The organism is Bradyrhizobium sp. CCBAU 65884, assembly GCF_028128835.1.
In the GTDB taxonomy this organism is placed as follows: Bacteria; Pseudomonadota; Alphaproteobacteria; order Rhizobiales; family Xanthobacteraceae; genus Bradyrhizobium; species Bradyrhizobium ottawaense.
The window spans coordinates 158,982-179,824 of record NZ_LBJU01000122.1 but is presented as its reverse complement, the minus strand read 5'-3'; the positions used below and the strand labels follow the sequence as shown (position 1 = coordinate 179,824).

The 20,843-nt window shown below is 65.8% G+C and carries 20 protein-coding genes; 11 read left to right on the top strand and 9 right to left on the bottom strand.

Going from position 1 to position 20,843, the window contains the following annotated elements:
* The 10 genes from XI03_RS23670 (at window position 1) to XI03_RS23625 (ending at window position 10,395) form a co-directional block, all read left to right on the top strand.
* Window positions 1-795 (top strand): transporter substrate-binding domain-containing protein, encoded by a 795-nt coding sequence (locus tag XI03_RS23670; RefSeq protein ID WP_028145045.1) that lies wholly within the window; start codon window positions 1-3, stop codon window positions 793-795.
* A gap of 68 nt (window positions 796-863) precedes the next feature.
* A complete protein-coding gene (rpiB, locus tag XI03_RS23665) occupies window positions 864-1,310 on the top strand; it encodes a ribose 5-phosphate isomerase B (protein ID WP_271593487.1) in 447 nt (148 codons plus the stop codon).
* Window positions 1,311-1,323: 13 nt separating this feature from the next.
* Window positions 1,324-2,241 (top strand): ribokinase, encoded by a 918-nt coding sequence (locus XI03_RS23660; RefSeq protein WP_271593486.1) that lies wholly within the window; start codon window positions 1,324-1,326, stop codon window positions 2,239-2,241.
* Between the two features lie 57 nt (window positions 2,242-2,298).
* Entirely contained in the window at window positions 2,299-3,027 is a 729-nt protein-coding gene (locus tag XI03_RS23655; RefSeq protein ID WP_038972493.1) for a sulfite exporter TauE/SafE family protein, read from the top strand.
* Window positions 3,028-3,043: 16 nt separating this feature from the next.
* Window positions 3,044-4,492 carry a DNA repair protein RadA gene (gene radA / locus XI03_RS23650; protein ID WP_018317598.1) on the top strand — a complete coding sequence of 483 codons (1,449 nt, stop codon included), beginning with the start codon at window positions 3,044-3,046 and terminating at the stop codon, window positions 4,490-4,492.
* A gap of 168 nt (window positions 4,493-4,660) precedes the next feature.
* Window positions 4,661-5,290, top strand: a complete 630-nt coding sequence (locus XI03_RS23645; protein ID WP_028145049.1) for a CvpA family protein — start codon at window positions 4,661-4,663, stop codon at window positions 5,288-5,290.
* A gap of 27 nt (window positions 5,291-5,317) precedes the next feature.
* On the top strand, window positions 5,318-6,841 hold the full coding sequence (gene purF / locus XI03_RS23640; protein WP_152103071.1) for an amidophosphoribosyltransferase: 1,524 nt from the start codon (window positions 5,318-5,320) through the stop codon (window positions 6,839-6,841).
* A gap of 184 nt (window positions 6,842-7,025) precedes the next feature.
* Entirely contained in the window at window positions 7,026-7,766 is a 741-nt protein-coding gene (locus tag XI03_RS23635; protein WP_271593485.1) for an SDR family NAD(P)-dependent oxidoreductase, read from the top strand.
* Window positions 7,767-7,857: 91 nt separating this feature from the next.
* Window positions 7,858-9,000 carry a hypothetical protein gene (locus XI03_RS23630; protein WP_271593484.1) on the top strand — a complete coding sequence of 381 codons (1,143 nt, stop codon included), beginning with the start codon at window positions 7,858-7,860 and terminating at the stop codon, window positions 8,998-9,000.
* Window positions 9,001-9,168: 168 nt separating this feature from the next.
* A complete protein-coding gene (locus XI03_RS23625) occupies window positions 9,169-10,395 on the top strand; it encodes an ABC transporter substrate-binding protein (RefSeq protein ID WP_028145053.1) in 1,227 nt (408 codons plus the stop codon).
* A gap of 224 nt (window positions 10,396-10,619) precedes the next feature.
* Here XI03_RS23625 and XI03_RS23620 read toward each other — a convergent pair whose 3' ends face one another.
* From XI03_RS23620 to XI03_RS23585, 8 genes are all read right to left on the bottom strand, one after another.
* Window positions 10,620-11,876 (bottom strand): TCR/Tet family MFS transporter, encoded by a 1,257-nt coding sequence (locus XI03_RS23620; RefSeq protein ID WP_028145054.1) that lies wholly within the window; start codon window positions 11,874-11,876, stop codon window positions 10,620-10,622.
* Window positions 11,873-13,255, bottom strand: coding sequence for a ribosome biogenesis GTPase Der (der, locus tag XI03_RS23615; RefSeq protein WP_018317605.1), 1,383 nt, complete (start codon window positions 13,253-13,255; stop codon window positions 11,873-11,875). Before der ends, XI03_RS23620 begins: the two co-directional genes overlap by 4 nt.
* Before the next feature lie 50 nt (window positions 13,256-13,305).
* Window positions 13,306-13,854: a hypothetical protein gene (locus XI03_RS23610; protein WP_028145056.1), complete on the bottom strand. Its 549-nt coding sequence runs from the start codon at window positions 13,852-13,854 to the stop codon at window positions 13,306-13,308.
* Between the two features lie 48 nt (window positions 13,855-13,902).
* Window positions 13,903-14,556: a tetratricopeptide repeat protein gene (locus XI03_RS23605; RefSeq protein ID WP_028145057.1), complete on the bottom strand. Its 654-nt coding sequence runs from the start codon at window positions 14,554-14,556 to the stop codon at window positions 13,903-13,905.
* 167 nt (window positions 14,557-14,723) lie between these two features.
* The gene (locus XI03_RS23600; protein WP_271593483.1) at window positions 14,724-16,316 is read right to left on the bottom strand and encodes a class I adenylate-forming enzyme family protein; all 1,593 of its coding nucleotides are present in this window, start codon (window positions 16,314-16,316) and stop codon (window positions 14,724-14,726) included.
* A 72-nt stretch (window positions 16,317-16,388) separates the two neighbouring features.
* Entirely contained in the window at window positions 16,389-16,973 is a 585-nt protein-coding gene (locus tag XI03_RS23595) for an NnrU family protein (RefSeq protein WP_271593482.1), read from the bottom strand.
* Window positions 16,974-17,044: 71 nt separating this feature from the next.
* Window positions 17,045-17,623 carry a hypothetical protein gene (locus XI03_RS23590; RefSeq protein WP_028145060.1) on the bottom strand — a complete coding sequence of 193 codons (579 nt, stop codon included), beginning with the start codon at window positions 17,621-17,623 and terminating at the stop codon, window positions 17,045-17,047.
* Window positions 17,624-17,723: 100 nt separating this feature from the next.
* A complete protein-coding gene (locus XI03_RS23585; RefSeq protein ID WP_038946486.1) occupies window positions 17,724-19,346 on the bottom strand; it encodes a peptide chain release factor 3 in 1,623 nt (540 codons plus the stop codon).
* Window positions 19,347-19,522: 176 nt separating this feature from the next.
* On the opposite strand from XI03_RS23585, the gene sugE reads away from it, so the two are divergent.
* Window positions 19,523-19,837 (top strand): quaternary ammonium compound efflux SMR transporter SugE, encoded by a 315-nt coding sequence (gene sugE / locus XI03_RS23580; RefSeq protein ID WP_271593481.1) that lies wholly within the window; start codon window positions 19,523-19,525, stop codon window positions 19,835-19,837.
* Here the strand turns inward: sugE and XI03_RS23575 are convergent.
* Window positions 19,830-20,837, bottom strand: a complete 1,008-nt coding sequence (locus XI03_RS23575) for an inorganic phosphate transporter (RefSeq protein ID WP_028145063.1) — start codon at window positions 20,835-20,837, stop codon at window positions 19,830-19,832. The genes sugE and XI03_RS23575 overlap by 8 nt on opposite strands.
* Between the last annotated feature and the right edge of the window lie 6 nt (window positions 20,838-20,843).

Below are 20,843 nucleotides of genomic sequence, written 5' to 3'. Positions count from 1 at the left end.
ATGACCAACAAGACACTGCTGGGGACCGCCGCCGCGCTGCTCGGCCTCGTCATTTTGTCCGCCACGCCGGCATCGGCCGACCTGCTCGACGACGTGATGAAGGCCAAGAAGATTCGCATTTCAACCGACCTTGCGATTCCGCCCTCGGGCATGATGGATTCCAGCATGAAGCCGACCGGCTCCGACGTCGAGGTGGCTCAGTTGCTCGCCAAGGACTGGGGCCTCGAGCTCGAATTCATCCAGACCACCGGCGCGACCCGCATCCCGAACGTCTTGACCGGCAAGGCCGACATCATCATCTCGACCCTGTCGGTGACGCCCGAGCGCGCCAAGGTCATCGACTTCACCAAGCGCTATGCGACGCTGCAGTCCGACGTCGGCTGCCTCAAGTCGATGAACGTCAAGGACTGGCCCGACCTGAAAGGCAAGACCATCGGCGTCTCGCGCGGGACCACGCAGGATACCACCCTGTCCAACATGAAGGACAAGGAGCTGACGATCGCCCGCTATGACGACGACGCCACGGAAGTCACGGCGGCCGTCTCCGGTCAGGTCGATTGCGTCGGCACGTCGGCCACGATCATCAACCAGATCGGCGTCAAGAATCCCGCCCGCATCTTCGAGTCGAAGATTCCGCTCGCAACCTTCGACCTCGCCATCGGCCTGAAGAAAGGCGAGCAGCGCCTGATGGACAAGCTCAACGGCTGGATCACCGAGAACGTCAAGAACGGCAAGCTCAACGCGATCTACAAGAAATTCCACGGGGTCGAGCTGCCGCCCGACATGCGTAGCTGAACGAAAGAGAAGCCGTGACAGCCGCTTTCCGGCTGTCACGGTCAATGAAAAATCAAGAAGGACACCACATGCGTCTCGTCATCGGATCCGACCACGCCGGCTGGCCGCTCAAGCAGACCGTTATCGACCACATCCGCAAGCTCGGCCACGACATCGTCGATGTCGGCTCCCATGACGACGAGCCGGTGGACTTCCCCGACATCGCGCGGGCCGTGGCGCAGAAGGTGACGTCGGGCGAAGCCGCACGCGGGATCATGGTGTGCGGCACCGGCGTCGGCGCCTCGATCGCGGCCAACAAGATGAAGGGCATCCGCGCCGCGGTCTGTCACGACGTTCATTCCGCCCATCAGAGCGTCGAGCACGACGACGTCAACGTCATGTGCATTGGCGCGCAGATCGTCGGCGCCTGGCTCGCCGTGGATCTCGTCTCGTCCTACCTCTCAGCGGAATTCTCGACCGAGGAGGATTTCCGCCGTCGGGTCGAGAAACTGCGCGTCATGGACGAGCAAGGCTGAGGGCCTCTCCACCATGATCCTGGTGTTCGGGTCGCTCAACATCGACCTCGTCGCGAAGGTCCCGATCATTCCAGGCCCCGGCCGGACGGTGCTCGCGCCGTCCTACCAGACGCATTTCGGCGGCAAGGGCGCCAACCAGGCCGTTGCCGCCGCGCGGATCGCGGGACCGGGACAAGTCCGGATGGCGGGCCGCGTCGGCCGGGACGGGTTTGGCAACAGCGCGATCGAGAACCTCCGGGCCAACGAAGTCGACACCGGCCTCGTCGTCGGGGCCGACGAGCCGACCGGCTGCGCCTTTATCACGGTCGACCAGGCCGGCGAGAATGCGATCACGGTCGCAAGCGGCGCCAACATGGCCGCGAATGCCGGGGATCTCCCGGCCAGGCTGTTTGGTCCCGACACGGTGCTGGTGCTTCAGATGGAAGTGCCCTTCGCGCAGGCGCTCGAGGCTGCGCGCAGGACGACATTGGCCGCCGGCACCGTCGTCTGGAATCTCGCGCCCGTCCCGGAGAGGATGACCCGCGAGATGGTGACAAAGCTTCTTGCCGTGACCGACCATCTCCTCGTCAACGAGCACGAGGCGCTGGACGCCGCCGGCGCCATCGACCTCGCTACGTCCAGTTACGAGGCCGCTGCCGCGGACCTCGCCAGGGCCGGCGACCTCACCTGCATCGTGACCGCCGGTGCGCAAGGCGCGCTGGCCGTGACGGCCGACGGCACCCGCCTGCGTGCGCCCGCCCCGCGCATCACGCCGGTGGACACGACCGGCGCTGGCGACACCTTTGTCGGCGCGTTCGCGGCCATGCTGAGCGAAGGCGTGTCGCTGCAGATTGCGCTCGATGTGAGCTGCGAAGCCGCCGCATTGAAATGCCTCAAAGCCGGCGCCCAGACCGGCATGCCGATGCGTAGCGCAATAGGTTCCCTCGCCTAGCACGAATCGCCCATATCGCTGCCCGCGGCTAAACTCTCCCGATTCGTGGAGAGCGTTTTGGCCTTCCTCTTCGTCCTCATCGTCGGCCTCGTCGCCGGCACCATCTCAGGCATCGTGGGCACCGGCTCGTCGATCATGCTGATGCCGGTGCTGGTCTATGCCTATGGGCCGAAGGAAGCGGTGCCGATCATGGCGGTGGCGTCCGTGATGGCGAACTTTTCGCGGATCCTGGCCTGGTGGCGAGAGGTCGACTGGCGGGCCTGCGCGGCCTATTCGGTCACGGGCATCCCGGCCGCCGTGCTCGGCGCACGGACGCTGCTGGCGCTGCCTTCGCATGCGGTGGACCTCGCCATCGGCATCTTCCTGATCGCGATGGTGCCGGTGCGGCACTGGCTGGCGCGGCACGACCTCAAGGCCAATCTCTGGCATCTGGCGATCGGCGGCGCCGTGATCGGCTATCTCACCGGCATCGTGGTCTCGACCGGCCCGCTCAGCGTGCCGCTGTTCCTGTTCTACGGACTCAGCAAGGGCGCTTTCCTCGCCACCGAGGCGGCCTCCTCGCTCGGCCTCTACTTCGCGAAATCGGTGACCTTCGAGCGTTTCGGCGCGCTGACCGGCGATGTCTTCATGAAGGGCCTGATCGCGGGCGCCTCGCTGATGTCGGGCGCCTTCATCGCAAAGCGCTTCGTGCTGCACCTGAAGCCGGACGTGTTCCGCCTGATGATGGACGCGATCATGGTCGCGGCCGGGCTCTCCATGCTATGGAACGCGACGCAATCTCCCTGAGCACGATTGACGCCCCATGGCCAAGAACACGCTTTCCTTCGTCTGCCAGAACTGCGGCGCGGCCTACAACCGCTGGCAGGGCAAGTGCGAATCCTGCGGCGAGTGGAATACGCTCGCCGAGGAGGACACCAGCGGCAGCGTCCCCGTCTCGATCCGCTCCAAGCGCAAGGGACGGACGTTTGCGCTGGAGAGCCTGTCGGGGAAAACCCAGGATGCGCCGCGCCTGTCCTCAGGGATGACCGAGCTCGACCGCGTCACCGGCGGCGGCTTCGTGCGCGGCTCGGTGCTGCTGGTCGGCGGCGATCCCGGCATCGGCAAGTCGACATTGCTGACGCAGGCCACCAGCATGATGGCACGCGCCGGCCACCGCATCGTCTACATCTCCGGCGAAGAGGCGGTCGCGCAGGTGCGCCTGCGCGCCGAACGGCTCGGGCTGTCGGATGCGCCGGTGCAGCTCGCCGCCGAGACCTCGGTCGAGGACATCGTCTCGACGCTGTCCGAGGGCGCGGTCCCGCGGTTGATCGTGATCGATTCGATCCAGACCATGTGGACCGACACGGTGGAATCCGCGCCGGGCACGGTGACCCAGGTGCGCGCCTCGGCGCAGGCGCTGATCCGCTTTGCGAAGAAAACCGGTGCGGCCATCATCCTGGTCGGCCATGTCACCAAGGACGGCCAGATTGCCGGCCCCCGCGTGGTCGAGCACATGGTCGACGCCGTGCTGTCGTTCGAGGGCGAAGGCTCGCAGCAGTTCCGCATCCTGCGCGCCGTGAAGAACCGTTTCGGCCCGACCGACGAGATCGGCGTGTTCGAAATGACGGGCCTTGGCCTGCGCGAGGTCACCAATCCCTCCGAGCTGTTCCTGTCCGAGCGTGATCTCGGCACGCCCGGCACCGCAGTGTTCGCGGGCATCGAGGGCACGCGGCCCGTCCTGGTCGAATTGCAGGCGCTGGTGGCGCCGACCTCGCTCGGCACCCCGCGACGGGCCGTGGTGGGCTGGGATCAGAGTCGGCTCTCGATGGTGCTGGCGGTGCTGGAGGCCCATTGCGGGGTCAAGCTGTCGGGCCACGACGTCTATCTGAACGTGGCGGGAGGCTTGCGCATCCACGAGCCCGCGGCCGACATGGCCGCCGCGGCCGCGCTGGTGTCCTCCCTGGTTAACGCGCAGTTACCCACGGATGCGGTCTATTTCGGCGAGATTTCACTTTCTGGCGTGATCCGGCCGGTGGCGCAGACCCCGGCCCGGCTCAAGGAGGCGGTCAAGCTGGGCTTCAAGCGCGCCGTGCTGCCCGAATCGGCCCGAGGCGGGGATGCCGGCGGTGACGCCGGACTGTCCCTGAACGCGGTCAACAGCCTGACGACATTGGTCGCAGAGATTGCCGCCAAGGGCTCCCGCCGGGGCGAATCGAACGCGCCGGCAGAGAAAAATGCCACACCGGCAAGATTCCGCCGTGGAGAGGGTTAGGTGGAGGTGACGTCGGAGGCCCCCGCCGCTATACAGCCGTCACAAAAGCAGCATGGGATTGCGAGGTTGCGGCCTTGCCGGGAACGCCGTCTGCCCCTCTTTTAGGGCAGCGGCCAAACACCGATTCGGCTAGAGCACCTTCGACGTACGAGCGGACCAGACCAGCCGATGCCAGTAACACTCCTCGACCTGATCCTGCTCGGTGTGATGCTGATCTCGGGCCTGCTCGCGATGGTCCGCGGCTTCATGCGCGAAATCCTGTCGATCGCGGCCTGGGGCGCCGCGGCGATCGTGACGCTGTACTCCTTCTCAAAGCTGCTGCCGACCGCCAAGAGCTATTTCAACAACGATACCGTCGCGAGCGTGGTCGTCGTCGCCGGCGTTTTCGTCGGCACCCTGGTCGTGGTCTCCGTGATCACGGTCCGGATCTCCGACATGATCCTGGATTCCAGGATCGGCGCGCTGGACCGCACCCTCGGCTTCCTGTTTGGCCTGGCTCGCGGGCTTTTGATCGTCGTGGTCGCCTTCCTGTTCTTCACCTGGCTGGTTCCGGACAAGCAGCGCCCGGACTGGGTGACGGGGGCCAAATCCCGCGTGGTGCTCCAGGGAACCGGGGATTGGCTGATGGCCCTCTTGCCTGACGACCCCGAGAACACCATCTTGAAGAGATTCAAGAAAAACAAACCAGATGATGATCAAGCTGAATCCGAGCAGCAGCCTTCGGGCAGTGGCGACGGATACAGTAAACCTGCTCGTGACAGTTTGAAGAAACTGATCGAGAAACCTGCGGCGCGTTGATTGCCCTTAAAGAGAGGCGCGGACGAGATGCGACACCCTGACCAGGACGCCCAACTTGATCTCGATCCAAACGCCGGCCCAAGCCCGGCCGTTCTAGAGGTTCAGGACGACCTGGAGGGAGATACGCTGCGCGAGGAATGCGGCGTCTTCGGCATCTATGGTCACCCGGACGCCGCCGCCATCACCGCGCTTGGTCTGCACGCCCTTCAGCACCGCGGCCAGGAAGCCGCCGGCATCGTCTCCTACGACGGCAGCCGCTTCCACAGTGAACGCCGCCTCGGCCTCGTCGGCGACACCTTCTCCCGCCGCGAAGTAATCGACCGCCTCCCCGGCAATATGGCCGTCGGCCATGTCCGCTACTCCACCACCGGCGCCACCATCCTGCGCAACGTGCAGCCGCTGTTCGCCGAGCTCAATGCCGGCGGTCTGGCGGTCGCCCATAACGGCAACCTCACCAACGGCCTGACGCTGCGCCGCGAGCTCGTGCGCCACGGCGCCATGATGCAGTCGACCACCGACACCGAGGTGATCCTGCATCTGGTCGCGCGCTCCAGGCGCAGCCGCTTCATCGAGCGCTACATCGACGCGCTGCGCGAGATCGAGGGTGCCTATGCGCTGGTCTCGCTGACCAACAAGAAGCTGGTCGGCGCGCGCGATCCGCGTGGCATCCGCCCGCTGGTGCTCGGCGAGCTCGACGGCTGCCCGATCCTGACCTCGGAGACCTGCGCGCTCGACATCATCGGCGCGCGCTTCATCCGCGACATCGAGCCGGGCGAAGTCATCGTGTTCGACGAGAACGGCCAGGACATCCACAAGCCGTTCCCGCCGATGGCGCCGCGTCCCTGCATCTTCGAATACATTTATTTCGCCCGTCCGGACTCCATCGTCCACGGCCGCTCGGTCTACGAGGTCCGCAAGGCCTTCGGTGCGCAGCTCGCGCGCGAGAGCCACGTGCCGATCGACGTCGTCGTGCCGGTGCCGGATTCCGGCGTGCCCGCCGCGGTCGGCTACAGCCAGCATTCGGGCGTGCCGTTCGAGCTCGGCATCATCCGCAACCACTATGTCGGCCGCACCTTCATCCAGCCGACGCAGGCGATCCGCGAATCCGGCGTGCGCATGAAGCATTCGGCCAACCGCGCCGCGATCGAAGGCAAGCGCATCATCCTGATCGACGACTCGCTGGTGCGCGGCACCACCTCGAAGAAGATCGTGCGCATGATGCGCGATGCCGGCGCCAAGGAAGTGCACTTCCGCCTCGCTTCGCCGCCGATCCTCTATCCCGATTATTACGGCATCGACCTGCCCGACCGCGGCGGCCTCCTGGCCGCGACGCATTCGCTGGAGGAGATGCGCGAGATCATCGGCGCCGACTCGCTCGCCTTCCTGTCGATCGACGGCATGTACCGCGCCATGGGCGAGCCCGGCCGCGACCCGGCCAATCCGAAGTTCTCGGATCATTGTTTTACCGGCGCCTATCCGACCCACCTCACCGACCAGACCCAGACCGAACAGCAGCCGCGGCAATTGTCGCTGCTGGCGGAAGCGAGCTGACGGCGTAGTCGTCATCCCGGGGCGATGCGAAGCATCGAGCTGTGGTGCGCAATTGCGCACCTGAGGATCTCGAGATTCCCCGATGCGCGATTGCGCATCTGAGGTCTGGTGCTTCGCACCATCCCGGAAATGACAGATGCGGATGGGGGCTTGTCCCGGCCATCCACGCCTGTAAAACCCCGCCATGACAAAACTCCTCGCTGATCGCATTGCTCTCGTCACCGGCGCCTCGCGCGGCATCGGCCATGCCGCAGCAATCGCGCTCGCCAAAGCCGGCGCGCATATCGTGGCGGTGGCGCGCACGCAGGGCGGGCTCGAGGAGCTCGATGACGAGATCCGGAAGATCGGCGGCAGCGCCACCCTGGTGCCGCTCAACCTCACCGATTCCGACGGCATCGCGCGGCTCGGCGCCGGCCTGCACGAGCGCTATGGCAAGCTCGACATCCTCGTCGGCAATGCCGGCGTGCTCGGTCCCTCCTCGCCGATCGGCCATATCGAGCTGAAGACCTTCACCGACGTGATGGCCGTGAACGTCTCCGCCAACTTCCAGCTGATCCGCTGCATGGAGCCGCTGCTGAAGCAGTCGGATGCGGGCCGCGCCGTGTTCATCACCTCGGGCGCCGCCAACAAGGCGACCGCCTATGTCAGCCCCTACGCAGCGTCCAAGGCCGCGCTGGAGACGCTGGCGCGCGCCTGGGCGCAGGAGACCGCGAACACGAAGCTCCGCGTCAACCTGTTCAACCCCGGCCCGGTCCGCACCCGCATGCGCGCCACGCTGATGCCGGGCGAAGACCCCGCGACGCTCGACACGCCCGAGCAGGTCGCCGAATTCATCGTGCCGATGTGCGCGCCTGACTGGACCGAGACCGGCAAGTTCTATGACTACAAGACCCGCAACCTGATGAGCTTCCGCTCGCCTGCGTAATTTCCTTGCCAGATTGACTCGCCAGCCTCCCCGCGATTGACTGCCCGCGCGCAAGCGGCAGCAAGCCGCACGCCAAAAATGGGAGGTTGCCATGGCGCCATGGCATGATCGCGCAGGCTTTGCGTCTGCGCTCGCACGTCACGCACTCTCCATTCTGATCGCAGCCGTCGCGCTCGCGTCTCCGGTTGCGTCGAAGGCCGGCGACGTCCCGACCTTCGCGGTCGATCCCTCCTGGCCGAAGCAGCTGCCGAACAACTGGATTCTCGGCCAGGTCGGCGGCATCACGGTCGACTGGCAGGGCCATATCTGGGTGATCCATCGCCCGCGCTCGCTCACCGACGACGAGAAAGGCGCAAGCCTCAATCCGCCGCGCTCGAAATGCTGCGTGTCGGCGCCGCCCGTGCTCGAGTTCGACGCCGACGGCAATCTGCTGCGGTCCTGGGGCGGTCCCGGCCAGGGCTATGAATGGGTCGGCCGCGAGCACGGCATCGAGGTCGACGAGCGCGGCTTCGTCTGGGTCGGCGGCAATGCCGACAACGACAACGCCATTTTGAAGTTCACGCTCGACGGCAAGTTCGTCGCCCAGATCGGCAAGTTCGCCCCGAGCCTCGGCAGCAACGACACGACGCAGCTCGGCAAGCCCGCCGAGACCGCACTCGACAAGGAGGCGAACGAAATCTACGTCGCCGACGGCTACGGCAACCGCCGCGTCATCGTGTTCGATGCGACGACGCTGGCCTACAAGCGGCACTGGGGCGCCTACGGCAACAAGCCCGACGACGCCAAGCAGGCGCCCTACGATCCCAAGGCGCAGGTCGCGCAGCAATTCGGCAACCCGGTCCACTGCGTGAAGCTTGCCAATGACGGCCTCGTCTATGTCTGCGACCGCATCAACAACCGCATCCAGGTCTTCAGGAAGGACGGCAGCTTCGTGAAGGAGTTCTTCTTCGAGAAGAACACGCTCGGCAACGGCGCGGTGTGGGACATCGCGATCTGGCCCGATCCGAAGCAGACCTATCTGCTCAGCGCCGACGGCGAGAACAACGAGATCAGGGTCATCAAGCGCGAAGATGGTAGCGTGGTCGGCAGCTTCGGGCACAACGGCCGCAACGCCGGTCAATTCCACTGGGTGCATGCCATGGCGATCGACGCGAGGGGTAACGTCTATACCGCCGAGGTCGATACCGGAAAGCGCATCCAGAAATTCAAGCTGACATCGGACGCGCTCAAATAGCGTCTCAACGCATTTTGCCCAAAAGTTAACCGAAGGATGACGCTACGACGCAGCGTCATCCGGCTTTAGGCGCATTGCCGCCGGCCCTGGGAAAGGCTAGAGCCAATCAGCCGGAACAAGGCTTCGCAAGAGAGCCGTCCGCATATTTGACAAGGGAGGAAACCTTTTATGACGACGACGTTCGCGCGCCGCTCCGCGGCCCTTCTGGCCTGTGCCGCCTTCGGTTTTGCAACATCCGCCTACGCGCAGGACAAGACCGTCAAGATCGGCGTGCTCAACGACATGTCGAGCCTCTATGCCGACATCGGCGGCCCCAACTCCGTGGTTGCGATCAAGATGGCGGTTGAGGATTCCGGCCTGCTCAAGAAGGGCTGGAAGATCGACGTCATCAGCGGCGATCACCAGAACAAGCCCGACGTCGGCGTCAACATCGCCCGGCAGTGGATCGACAACGAGAAGGTCGACGCGATCGCCGATACGCCGAACTCCGGTGTCGCCCTGGCGGTCAGCAACCTCGTCAAGGAAAAGAATGCGGTGCTGCTGAATTCCGGCGCCGCCTCCGCCGACCTCACCGGCAAGGCCTGCACGCCGAACACGATCTCCTACACCTATGACACCTACATGCTGGCCAATGGCACCGGCAAGGCGCTGACCAAGGCCGGCGGCGACAGCTGGTTCTTCCTGACTGCGGATTATGCCTTCGGCCACGCGCTCGAACGCGACACCACGGCGGTCGTGACCGCGAACGGCGGCAAGGTGCTCGGCAGCGTCAAGCATCCGATCAATACCGCGGACTTCTCATCCTTCCTGCTGCAGGCGCAATCCTCCAAGTCCAAGGTGGTAGGCCTTGCCAACGCCGGCGGCGACACCACGAACTCGATCAAGCAGGCGGCCGAATTCGGCATCGTCTCCGCCGGCCAGAAGCTCGCGGCCCTGCTGCTGTTCATCAACGACGTGCATTCGCTGGGCCTGAAGACCGCCCAGGGCCTGACCTTCACCGAATCGTTCTACTGGGACCTGAACGACAAGACCCGCGAATGGTCCAAGCGTTTCTCGGCGCTGGCCAGCAAGAACGCGATGCCCTCGATGACGCAGGCCGGCAACTACGCGATGGTGCTGCATTATCTCAAGGCGATGGACGCGCTCGGCGGCAATCCGCATGACGGCGCCAAGGTCGTCGCCAAGATGAAGGAGCTGCCGACCGACGATCCGCTGTTCGGCAACGGTCCGCTGCGCCAGGACGGCCGCCGCCTCATCCCCGCTTACCTGTTCGAGGTGAAGAAGCCCGAGGAGTCGAAGGGGCCGTGGGACTATTACAAGCAGATCGCCACGATCTCGGCGGAAGACGCGGCCAAGCCGCTCAAGGACAGCGACTGCCCGCTGGTGAAGAAGTGACCGCATAGCGGTCATCCCGGGATGGTGCGCAAGCACCAGACCCGGGATCTCGAGATTCCGGGTTCGATGCTTCGCATCGCCCCGGAATGACGAAGGAACAACTGCCGTAGGGTGGGCAAAGCGACTTGTCCGCCATAGCTCGAAGAGCGGCGGCGGAAGCGTGCCCACGACTTCTTGCTATCATGAACAGATGGTGGGCACGGCGCGGCGCGCCTTTGCCCACCCTACGATCCTGCCTTCGCCGCCCCCAGCGTCCGCACCGCGATCGCCACGCAGACCACCATCAGCGCTGCCGCGAGCAGGAACGGTGCGCCGGGCAGATGCAGCGGCGCGCCCGCGCTGATGAAATAGGAAAAGGTCAGCGTGAACAGGAACGGGCCGACGAGCTGCGACACGCTCTGCACGCTCGCGGTCGCGCCCTGGAGCTGGCCCTGCTGCTCGGCCGCGACCAGCCGCGTCATCAATGCCTGCGACGCGGCACCCGAGATGCCCCACAGCGCCAGAATGGGAATCCCGATCCAGGACAGCGGCCCGGTCGGCGCAGCGCCCAGGACGACGAAGCCGAGCGCGCCACAACACAGGCCCAGCAACAGCGCGTTCCGCTCGCCGAGCACGCGCACGATCGGGCCGATCGCAAGCCCCTGCACCACCATGGCGCAGATGCCGACCATCGCCAGCGTCAATCCCACGGTCTTGGAATCCCAACCGTAGCGATAGGTCGCATAGAGCACGAAGGTCGAGGGCAGCACGACATGTGCGACCTGCGCGATGAAATTGACGACGGACAACGCAGCGAGCACTGCATTGGAGCGCAATAGGCGGAGCGCCCCGACCGGACTGGCGCTCCGCCAGCGGAACGGCGCGCGCTTGTCGGGCGCGAGCGATTCCGGCAGGACGAATAGCCCATAGAGCGCATTGGCGAAGCTGAGGGCTGCCGACGCCCAGAACGGCAAGCGCGGATCGATATCGCCGAGCAGGCCGCCGAGCGCTGGCCCAAGAATGAATCCGGCGCCGAACGCCGCGCCAATCCGGCCGAAGACCGCCGCGCGCCGCTCCGGCGGCGTGATGTCGGCGATATAGGCAAAGGCCGTCGAGATGCTGGCCGAGGTGATGCCGGAGATGACGCGGCCGACGAACAACCACACCAGGGACGGCGCCAGCGCCATCAGCACGTAGTCGGCGGCAAGGCCGAAATTCGACAGCAACACCACCGGCCGCCGCCCGAAACGGTCCGACAGCGCGCCGAGCAACGGCGAGAACACGAACTGCATCAGCGCCCAGGCGGTGCCGAACAGGCCGAAGATGCGGGCGGCGTGGGCGGTATCGTTGTCGACGAAGCTCTCGATCAGCTTCGGCAGGATCGGCATGATCACGCCGAGCGCGAGCATGTCCAAGAGGATGGTGACGAAGATGAAGGCGACCGCGCCGCGCCTCGCCGGCACGGCGCCTTGCGCCGTCGCCTCGCCGGCGCCGTCACTCACGACGGGCGCTTGCGCTTGTGCGCAAAGGGATTGGCCTTTTCACGGAGAGTAATGCGCACCGGCGTGCCCGGCAGTTCGAAAGTCTCGCGCATGGAATTGATGAGGTAGCGCAGATAGGACTGCGGCACCGCGTCCGCGCGCGAGCAGAACAGTACAAAGCTCGGCGGGCGCGCCTTGGTCTGCGTGATGTAATTGAGCTTGAGCCGTCGGCCGGACACGGCGGGCGGCGGATTGGCCTGGACAGCCTGCTCGAACCAGCGGTTCAACGCCGAAGTCGACACGCGCCGGTTCCAGAGCGCGTAGGCGTCCTGGATTGCCTGCATCAGCCGATCGATGCCCTCGCCCATCAGGCCCGAGACCGCGACGATCGGCACGCCCTTGATCTGCGGCAGCCAATGGTCGGCATCGCGGCGCAGGCCCGAGATCGCGCCGCCCCCCTTGCTCTCCATCAGGTCCCATTTGTTGACGGCGAGCACGACCGCGCGGCCCTCGCGTTCGATCAGATCGGCGATGCGCAAATCCTGCTCCTCGAAGCGGTTCTGCGAATCCATCATCATCACGACGACTTCGGCAAAACGGACCGCACGCAGGGCGTCGGCGACGGAGAGCTTTTCCAGCTTCTCCTCGATGCGGGAGCGCCGGCGGAGACCGGCGGTATCGAACACGCGAAACTCGCGGCCCTTCCAGTTGATCTCGACCGCGATGGAATCGCGCGTGGTGCCGGCCTCCGGGCTCGTCAGCAGGCGTTCCTCGCCGAGCAGATGGTTGATCAGCGTCGACTTGCCGGCATTGGGCCGGCCGACGATGGCGACCCGGATCGGGCGCGTCGCGGCCTCTTCCTCGGTGAGCGGCTCGTCGTCCTCGGTCTCGTCGTCGTCGACGGGCTCCGGCATCAGCTTGGCGAGTTCATCGTAGAGCTCGCCCATGCCTTCGCCATGCTCGGCCGAGATCTGGATGGGATCGCCGAGGCCGAGTGCAAAGGATTCCATCGCGCCGGCATCGCCGTGCTTGCCCTCGCTCTTGTTGGCAACCAGCAGCACGGGCTTGTTGGCCTTGCGGGCGAAATCGGCGAAGGCGCGGTCGGTGGGCGTGAGGCCGACGCGGGCATCGATGACGAAGAACAGCGCGTCGGCCTGCGCGATCGCGGTCTCGGTCTGCTCCTGCATGCGCGCGGTCAGCGAGCCCTTGGCGCCCTCGTCGAGGCCGGCGGTATCGATGATGGTGAATTCGAGATCGCCGAGCCTCGCCTCACCCTCGCGGCGGTCGCGGGTGACGCCCGGCAGGTCGTCGACGAGCGCGAGCTTCTGTCCGACCAGGCGGTTGAACAGCGTCGATTTGCCGACATTGGGCCGGCCGATAATGGCAATCGTGAAGGACATCGGTCATTCGTGCGCTGCCGGGGCTGCGCCTGTCAATGCAGGTGGAATTATTAGCGCGAGAAGCTGCCGCTCGGCAGCGGCGCCGGGAAGCCGCCCTGCGTCTGCTGCTGCGTGGTCTGGGTCGGTTGCGCCTGCTGGACCGGCTGATCCGGCGGCGGTGCGGTGGTGCGCTTGCGGACGATCTTGTGCTTGGGCGGCGGAGCGGCCGTGGCCGGCGCCGCCTCCGGCTGGGCCTCGCCGTCAACTTCGCCGGCGGGCGCCTCCGCGGGCGCGACGGCTGCGGCGGCCGGCTGCCTTGTCTTCTTTGCGTGGGCTCCCTTCGCCGGCTTGGCCTCGGGCGGCGGCTCGGCGGGCAAAGCCGCGACGGCAGGTGCGTTCGGATCGGGCTGCTGCTGAGCGCCCTTGTACATGTCCTTCGGGACGCCCTGCTCGAGGCCCGGCACGCCCTCCGGGAAGACCGGCTTGCGGTCGCCCGGCAGCTTCTTCTTGGTGTCGAGGAAGTCGAGCATGTCGCTTGGATCGAAGCTGGAGCAGCCGCCCAGGACACCCGTGAAGGCGATCAGGACGGCGGCTGCGATCAAGCGTGGCGTACGGCGCATCTTGTGTGTCTCGTTTACGTCAGAGGGCCCGTCGTCAGCTCTTTTTGCTCAGCTCTTGGCGACGGGCGGAAGCAGGGCCTGGAGCGCCTCGGCGCGCGAGCGCAGGCCGGGCGGCGTTTCGCCGTCCTCGCTAATCGCGTCGAGCCATTTGCGGGCCGCGGTCATGTCGTTGTTGCGCCAGGCCGACAGCGCCAGCATCTCGCGGGCACTGTGGCGGAAGGTCGATTTGGGCGCTGCGGAAGGCTCGAGCCGCTGCTGCATGTCGGCATAGGACGCGCTGTCGAGCAGCAGGCCGGCGGCGCGGACCTTGGCCAGATCCTGCCACTCACCGCCGACGCTGCGGTCGGCAGCGATGTCGTCATACATCTTGGCGGCAGCCTTGGCGTCGCGGGGCGCCGCCTCGGCCGCGGCACGCAGCCGCGCCAGGGTGCGATAGCCCGACGGCGCCTTGGCGGCGAGTTCGGTGAAGGCGGCCTCGGCCTCGGCATGCTTGTCCTGGTCGGACAGCTCTGCGGCCCTCTCGAAGGCGGCGCCGGCCTCGGCGGCCTTCCTGGCCTCCAGATATTGATACCCGCGCCAGCCGCCGACGCCGGCCACAACCAGCACCATCAGGGCGATGAAGTAGATCGAATATCTATCCCACAGCTTCTTGAGCTGTTCGCGACGTACTTCCTCGTCGACTTCGTTAAATAATTCAGACACTTATGCTAATCCCATGCCCATCCGGGTACGCGCGCGGAAGCGTTCGCGTCAGGAATCCCGTCCCCCACGTGGCGGCGAGGTACCCTAACGATATGGCGCTGGCAAGGCAAAGCGAGCCCGATCAAGGCGTTAACCACCCGGGAGAGCCCGGATGGCGCCTGCCCGGCTCAAGCGCCCAGGAGCTCCCGGAGCTGCCGCTTCAGCACCTTGCCGTTGGCATTGCGCGGCAGCGGGTCCGGCGTGATCGCCATGGTCTCGGGAACCTTGTAGTCGGACAGACGCTCGGCGCACCAAGCCCGTAAGTCGCTGTCGGCGACCGGGCTGCGTGTCACCACCACGGCGTGGACGCGCTCGCCCAGCACCGGGCAGGCCTTGGCGATGATCGCGCTCTCGATCACCGCGGGATGGCCGGCCAGCACGGATTCGACCTCGGCCGAATAGATCTTCAGGCCGCCGCGATTGATCATGTCCTTCTGCCGGTCGAACACGCGGACGAACCCTTCCGCATCGACCGAGCCGAGATCGCCGGAGTGCCAGAATCCGCTGGTGAAGCTTTCGGCGGTGGCCTTCGGGTTGTTCCAATAGCCCTTGATGACGGAGGCGCTCTGGATCCAGAGCTCGCCGATCTCGCCATGAGGCAGCTCGCGCCCATCCGGATCCATCGCGACGATGCGCGCGCCGGGACACGGCAGGCCGACGCTGTCGATGTGGCTCTCGGTCAACTCGCCCGGCATGATCGTCGAAGGCGACGTCGTCTCGGTCGAACCGTAGCAGTTCATCAGCTTCAGTCCGGGAATCGTCGCCTTGAGCTTCTCGATGGTCGCGACCGGCATCGGCGCGCCGCCGAAGCCGCCGATGCGCCAGCTCGACAGATCGTAGCCGTCGAAATCGGGCTGCAGCAGGCAGAGATTGTACATCGCCGGCACCATCACCGTGTAGGTGACCCGCTCGCGCGCGGCGAGTTTGAGGTAATCGGCGGCCTTGAACTCCGGCATGATGATCAGCGCTCCGCCACAGCGGATCATGGTCGTGATGTTGGCGACGACGCCGGTGACATGGCCGAGAGGTACTGCCGCGATCGAGCGATCCGCCTGCGTCAATTGCAGGCAGGACGCGAACACCATCGAGGAATGGACGATGTTGCAATGGGCCAGCATCGCGCCCTTCGGCTTGCCTGTGGTGCCCGAGGTGTAGAGGATCATCGCCGTGTCCTCTTCGCTCACCTCGACCGGCGCTGGCGCCGGCGGGTTGTCGGCGAGCGCGGCGAAGTGCGAGCGAGCCGGATCGTCGTCGACGGCGATGCGATGGATCACATCGGGCACCTCCTGCGCATCGGGCAGCCGCTCTGCGAGCCCTGCTTCGTGGATCAGGATCCTGGCGCCGCAATCGGCGAGGACATAGGCGATCTCCGGCTTCTGCTGGCGCGTGCTGAGCAGCACCGTGACCAGCCCCTCATGCGCGGCGGCAAACAGCAGCAGCGGAAATGCGATGCGGTTGCCGAGCAGGATCGCGACGCGGTCGCCGCGCTGCAGGCCAAGCTTGCGGAAGCCCGCGGCGATCTGCGCTGCCTGCTCCACGGCCTGCCGCCAGCTCAGCCGGACATTGCCTGCGATCAGCGCCTCGCCATCGGCATTGCGGGCGCGGGCTTGCGCGATCATCTCCCACACGCTCGCCGGCCGGTCGCAAAAGGCCGGCACCACCCGATCGCCAAAGCGCGCCTCGAACCGCATCGGCGGGATCTGAGATTGCGACCAGTCCATCGAAGGGCCCTCGGCTTGTTGCTCTTATTGCCTTCCGCGCATGGACATCGGGTTTCGTCTTGTGCTGACCGGCTAGACCCCGAACACGGGAACACCGATCACGACCGGATGGAACGCGAAGGCCAGCGCGAGATAGGCGACGACGCCGACGACGATCGCAATCAGATCATTGCTGACGCCGCCCACCGGGATCGGCGGGCCACCGCTATCGGTGCGATGCTTGAGCGAAATGCGGTCGTATACCGCCCAGCCCAGGAACGAGCCGAACAGGATGATGGAGCCGAGATCGCCGTTGGCGAGCAGATGCGCCGCCGCCCACAGCTTGATGCCGGCCAGCATCGGATGCTTCAGCGTCGCGTAGATGCGGCCGCGCAGGTAAGAGGCGACCACCAGGATGACCGCGGGCAGCATCAGCGCGAGCGTGATGTGCTTCATCGCCTTCGGCGGATACCAGACGTCGATCCAGCCGGAGCTGCGGTAATGGGCAAAGCCCCAGATGATCAACGCGAGCCCCGCGAGCGAGACCACGGCATAGAGGATCTTGTAGGTCCCCTCGCCCAGCCTTGCGATTGCCTGCGCGCGCGCCTCACGTTTGGTGGTGAACACATGGGTCGCAAAAAACAGCGCAAGCCCCAGGATCATGACCAGCAGACCCACGACATCCTCCCCCGTAAAGCAGCCCCCGCCAATGGCGTATCATCGATTGGCCGCGGGTCGCAACTCGCGCGCTACTGAGCGACCTGCCGATTGTCGACATACCGGATCGCGATCGGCCGCCCGGCCAGGGCGCCGGCGAGCCCGCCAGTGAATTTCAGCGGCAGGCAGGCATTCAGCGATGCGTTGATCGCCTTCAGATAGGTCGTGCGGGTGTCGGCGGGGACGCCGGCGGTCGCGAATGTGAGGCGCGGCGGGCCGATCAGGCCTCCGGCCCTGTTGAAGCTGAAACGCACCGACATCTGCATGCCCGCGCGCGCATTGTCCGATGGCGGCGACCAGCAGCTACGCAACTCGGCGAAGAGGTCGCCGATCGTGTCGAGATCGTGATCGGGCTTTTGGTATTTGGCGCGATCGGCCTCTGATGGGACGCTTTGGATGGTGAGCTGGAGATTCTGGCCGTAGGGATAGTCGATCTCGGGAATGCAGGGACCGGGCTCGAGCGGGCTGCAATAGGACGGCGTGCAGGGGCGGCCGTCGAGCACGCTGCAGGGCTCGTGCGCGAACGGGATCGGATTGATCTGCCGCGGCCTCGCGTCGGCAGCGATCGTAGAGATCGCCAATAGGATGAAAACGAGGATGCCGCGCCACATGATGCGAGTTCGCGATGTCACTTCGACAAAAGTGGCATCGTCCATGCACGCGTCAAGCCCGCGCGGGTTCACATGCTCGCGCGCAAGATGAGGCGCCGCCCTACCCCTTCTTCTTGACGTCCTTGACGTTGGTGAACTCGATGCCCTCGGCGCGCTCCTTGGTGTAGCCGAGATAGAATTCGTTCCTCGCCAGATACACGGGATCGCCGTCGACGTCGTCGGCGATGCTGGAGGTATTGGCGGCGATGAAGGTGTCGAGCTTCTTGCGGTCCTCCGAGGAGACCCAGCGCGCGAGCTGGAATTCGCTGACCTCGAATTCGACCGGCAGCGAATACTCCGCCTCCAGCCGCGCCTTCAGCACGTCGAGCTGGAGCGCGCCGACGACACCCACCAGCGCCGGCGCTCCGTCGCGCGGGCGGAACACCTGCACCACGCCCTCTTCCGACATCTGCTGAAGCGCTTCCTTCAGCTTCTTAGCCTTCATCGCGTCGGTGAGACGGACGCGGCGAACGATTTCCGGCGCGAAGCTCGGCACCCCGACGAAGTTGAAATCCTCGCCTTCGGTCAGCGTGTCGCCGATGCGCAGCGTGCCGTGATTGGGAATGCCGACGACGTCGCCGGCGAAGGCTTCATCCGCGACCGAACGGTCCTGCGCGAAGAAGAATTGCGGGCTCGACAGCGGCATGCTCTTGCCGGTGCGCACCAGCTTGGCCTTCATGCCGCGGCTGAGCTTGCCCGAGCAGAGGCGCGCAAAGGCGATGCGGTCGCGGTGGTTCGGATCCATATTGGCCTGGATCTTGAACACGAAGGCGCTCATGCGCGGATCGGTGGCCTCGACCTTGCGCTGGTCGCTGTCCTGCGCGCGCGGCTCGGGCGCGAACTTGCCAAGGCCTTCCAGGAGATCGCCGACGCCGAAATTGCGCAGCGCGCTGCCGAAATAGACCGGCGTCAGGTGGCCCTCGCGGAACGCGTCGAGCTCGAACGGTTTTGACGCTTCGGTGACAAGCTCGAGCTCGTCCTTGACCGCGGAGACGTCGAGATTGGCGTTGAGCTTGGCGAGCTCGGCGATCTCGATCTGCTGCGCCGCGCCGGTCTTGGCGCCGCCGCCTTCGAGCAGGCGCACGCCGCCATTGACGACGTCGTAGGTGCCGAGGAAGTCGCGGCCGCGTCCGACCGGCCAGGTCATCGGCGTGGTGTCGAGCGCCAGCGTCTTCTCGATCTCGTCGAGCAGCTCGAACACGTCGCGGCTCTCGCGATCCATCTTGTTGATGAAGGTGATGATCGGGATATCCCGAAGACGACACACCTCGAACAGCTTTCGGGTGCGCGCCTCGATGCCCTTGGCGGCGTCGATCACCATCACGGCGGAATCGACCGCCGTGAGGGTGCGATAGGTATCTTCCGAAAAGTCCTCGTGGCCCGGCGTGTCCAGGAGGTTGAACACGAGCCCTTCGAACTCGAAGGTCATCACCGAGGTCACGACCGAGATGCCGCGCTCGCGCTCGATCTTCATCCAGTCCGATCGCGTGTTGCGCCGCTCGCCCTTGGCTTTGACCTGACCGGCGAGATTGATGGCGCCGCCGAACAGCAGCAGCTTTTCGGTCAGCGTGGTCTTGCCGGCGTCGGGATGGGAGATGATCGCAAACGTGCGCCGCCGCGCCACTTCAGCGGCAAGCGGGGAACGGGCCGGCGATTCGGCTGTGGTGATGGCGATGTCGGACATGGCGGGAGCGTGTGGCAGGGAAAACGGGCCTGATCAAGCCTCATTTGGTGATTGCGGAGCCTCCCGGCCAGCCCCATATCCGCCTTGGCCATACTGGCCTTTGGGGGGAGGACGGCCTCCCCAGCCCATCAGCACGTCAGCCGCGGGGACGACCCTGCCTTGAATGGAGGGTCGTCATGGCCTGGAGCATCCTGTTCGTCGCGGGCCTTCTCGAGATCACCTGGGCGATCGGCCTGAAATACACCGAGGGCTTTACCAGGCTTGTTCCGTCCGTCGTCACGCTCGTGGCCATGGCCGGCAGCGTCATCCTGCTCGGGCTCGCGCTCAAATCCCTGCCCGTTGGAACCGCCTATGCGGTCTGGACCGGCATCGGCGCGGTCGGCACCGCAACACTGGGCATCATGCTGTTCGGCGAGCCGGCCACGGCCCTCCGTCTTGCCAGCATCGGGCTGATCGTCGCCGGGATCGTCGGGCTGAAGCTCGTTACTTGACGAAGATCTTGACCGCCCACCAGGTCAGCGCCGCCACGATGGCCGAGGCCGGGATCGTGATCACCCAGGCGTAGACGATCGAGCTGGCAACGTTCCAGCGCACCGCCGAGACGCGGCGGGCGGCACCGACGCCGACGATGGCGCCGGTGATGGTGTGCGTGGTGGAGACGGGAACCCCGAGATAGGTTGCCATGAACAAAGTCGCGGCCCCGCCGGTCTCGGCGCAAAAGCCCTGCATCGGGGTCAATTTGGTGATGCGCAGGCCCATGGTGCGGACGATGCGCCAGCCGCCCATCAGGGTGCCCAGCGCCATCGCCGCCTGGCAGGACAGCACCACCCAGAACGGCACCGAGAAGTCGCTGCCCAGATGGCCCTGCGAATAGAGCAGCACCGCGATGATGCCCATGGTCTTCTGCGCGTCGTTACCGCCATGGCCGAGCGAATAGAGCGAGGCGGAGGCGAATTGCAGGATACGGAAGGCGCGATCGACCGCGAAAGGCGTCGAGCGCACCGAGGCCCAGGACACGATCGCCACCAGCATCATCGCGAGCAGGAAGCCGATCAGCGGCGACAGCACGATCGCCAGCACCGTCTTGGTCAATCCGCTCCACACCGCAGCCGAGATCCCGGCCTTGGCCATGCCGCCGCCGACGAGCCCGCCGATCAGCGCATGCGAGGACGAGGACGGAATGCCGAGCGCCCAGGTCACGAGGTTCCAGACGATGGCGCCGACCAGGGCCGCGAAGATCACCTGGGCATCGACGATCGAGGGATCGATGATGCCGGTGCCGATGGTCTGGGCGACGTGCAGGCCGAACACCATGAAGGCGACGAAATTGAAGAACGCGGCCCAGAATACCGCGAATTGCGGTCGCAGCACCCGGGTCGAGACGATGGTCGCGATCGAATTGGCGGCATCGTGCAGGCCGTTCAGGAAATCGAACAGCAGCGCGACGGCGATCAAGCCGACCAGGACGGGAAGACCCAACGCGGCATCCACAGCGGC

Bases quoted from the DNA above. Each gene is read 5' to 3' on its own strand.
- XI03_RS23625 (WP_028145053.1), top strand. From the start codon at position 9,169: ATGACGACGACGTTCGCGCGCCGCTCCGCGGCCCTTCTGGCCTGTGCC.
- XI03_RS23635 (WP_271593485.1), top strand. From the start codon at position 7,026: ATGACAAAACTCCTCGCTGATCGCATTGCTCTCGTCACCGGCGCCTCG.
- XI03_RS23660 (WP_271593486.1), top strand. From the start codon at position 1,324: ATGATCCTGGTGTTCGGGTCGCTCAACATCGACCTCGTCGCGAAGGTC.
- XI03_RS23630 (WP_271593484.1), top strand. From the start codon at position 7,858: ATGGCGCCATGGCATGATCGCGCAGGCTTTGCGTCTGCGCTCGCACGT.
- XI03_RS23600 (WP_271593483.1), bottom strand. From the start codon at position 16,316: ATGGACTGGTCGCAATCTCAGATCCCGCCGATGCGGTTCGAGGCGCGC.
- radA (WP_018317598.1), top strand. From the start codon at position 3,044: ATGGCCAAGAACACGCTTTCCTTCGTCTGCCAGAACTGCGGCGCGGCC.
- XI03_RS23610 (WP_028145056.1), bottom strand. From the start codon at position 13,854: ATGCGCCGTACGCCACGCTTGATCGCAGCCGCCGTCCTGATCGCCTTC.
- purF (WP_152103071.1), top strand. From the start codon at position 5,318: ATGCGACACCCTGACCAGGACGCCCAACTTGATCTCGATCCAAACGCC.
- der (WP_018317605.1), bottom strand. From the start codon at position 13,255: ATGTCCTTCACGATTGCCATTATCGGCCGGCCCAATGTCGGCAAATCG.
- XI03_RS23645 (WP_028145049.1), top strand. From the start codon at position 4,661: ATGCCAGTAACACTCCTCGACCTGATCCTGCTCGGTGTGATGCTGATC.
- XI03_RS23590 (WP_028145060.1), bottom strand. From the start codon at position 17,623: ATGTGGCGCGGCATCCTCGTTTTCATCCTATTGGCGATCTCTACGATC.
- sugE (WP_271593481.1), top strand. From the start codon at position 19,523: ATGGCCTGGAGCATCCTGTTCGTCGCGGGCCTTCTCGAGATCACCTGG.
- XI03_RS23670 (WP_028145045.1), top strand. From the start codon at position 1: ATGACCAACAAGACACTGCTGGGGACCGCCGCCGCGCTGCTCGGCCTC.
- XI03_RS23585 (WP_038946486.1), bottom strand. From the start codon at position 19,346: ATGTCCGACATCGCCATCACCACAGCCGAATCGCCGGCCCGTTCCCCG.
- rpiB (WP_271593487.1), top strand. From the start codon at position 864: ATGCGTCTCGTCATCGGATCCGACCACGCCGGCTGGCCGCTCAAGCAG.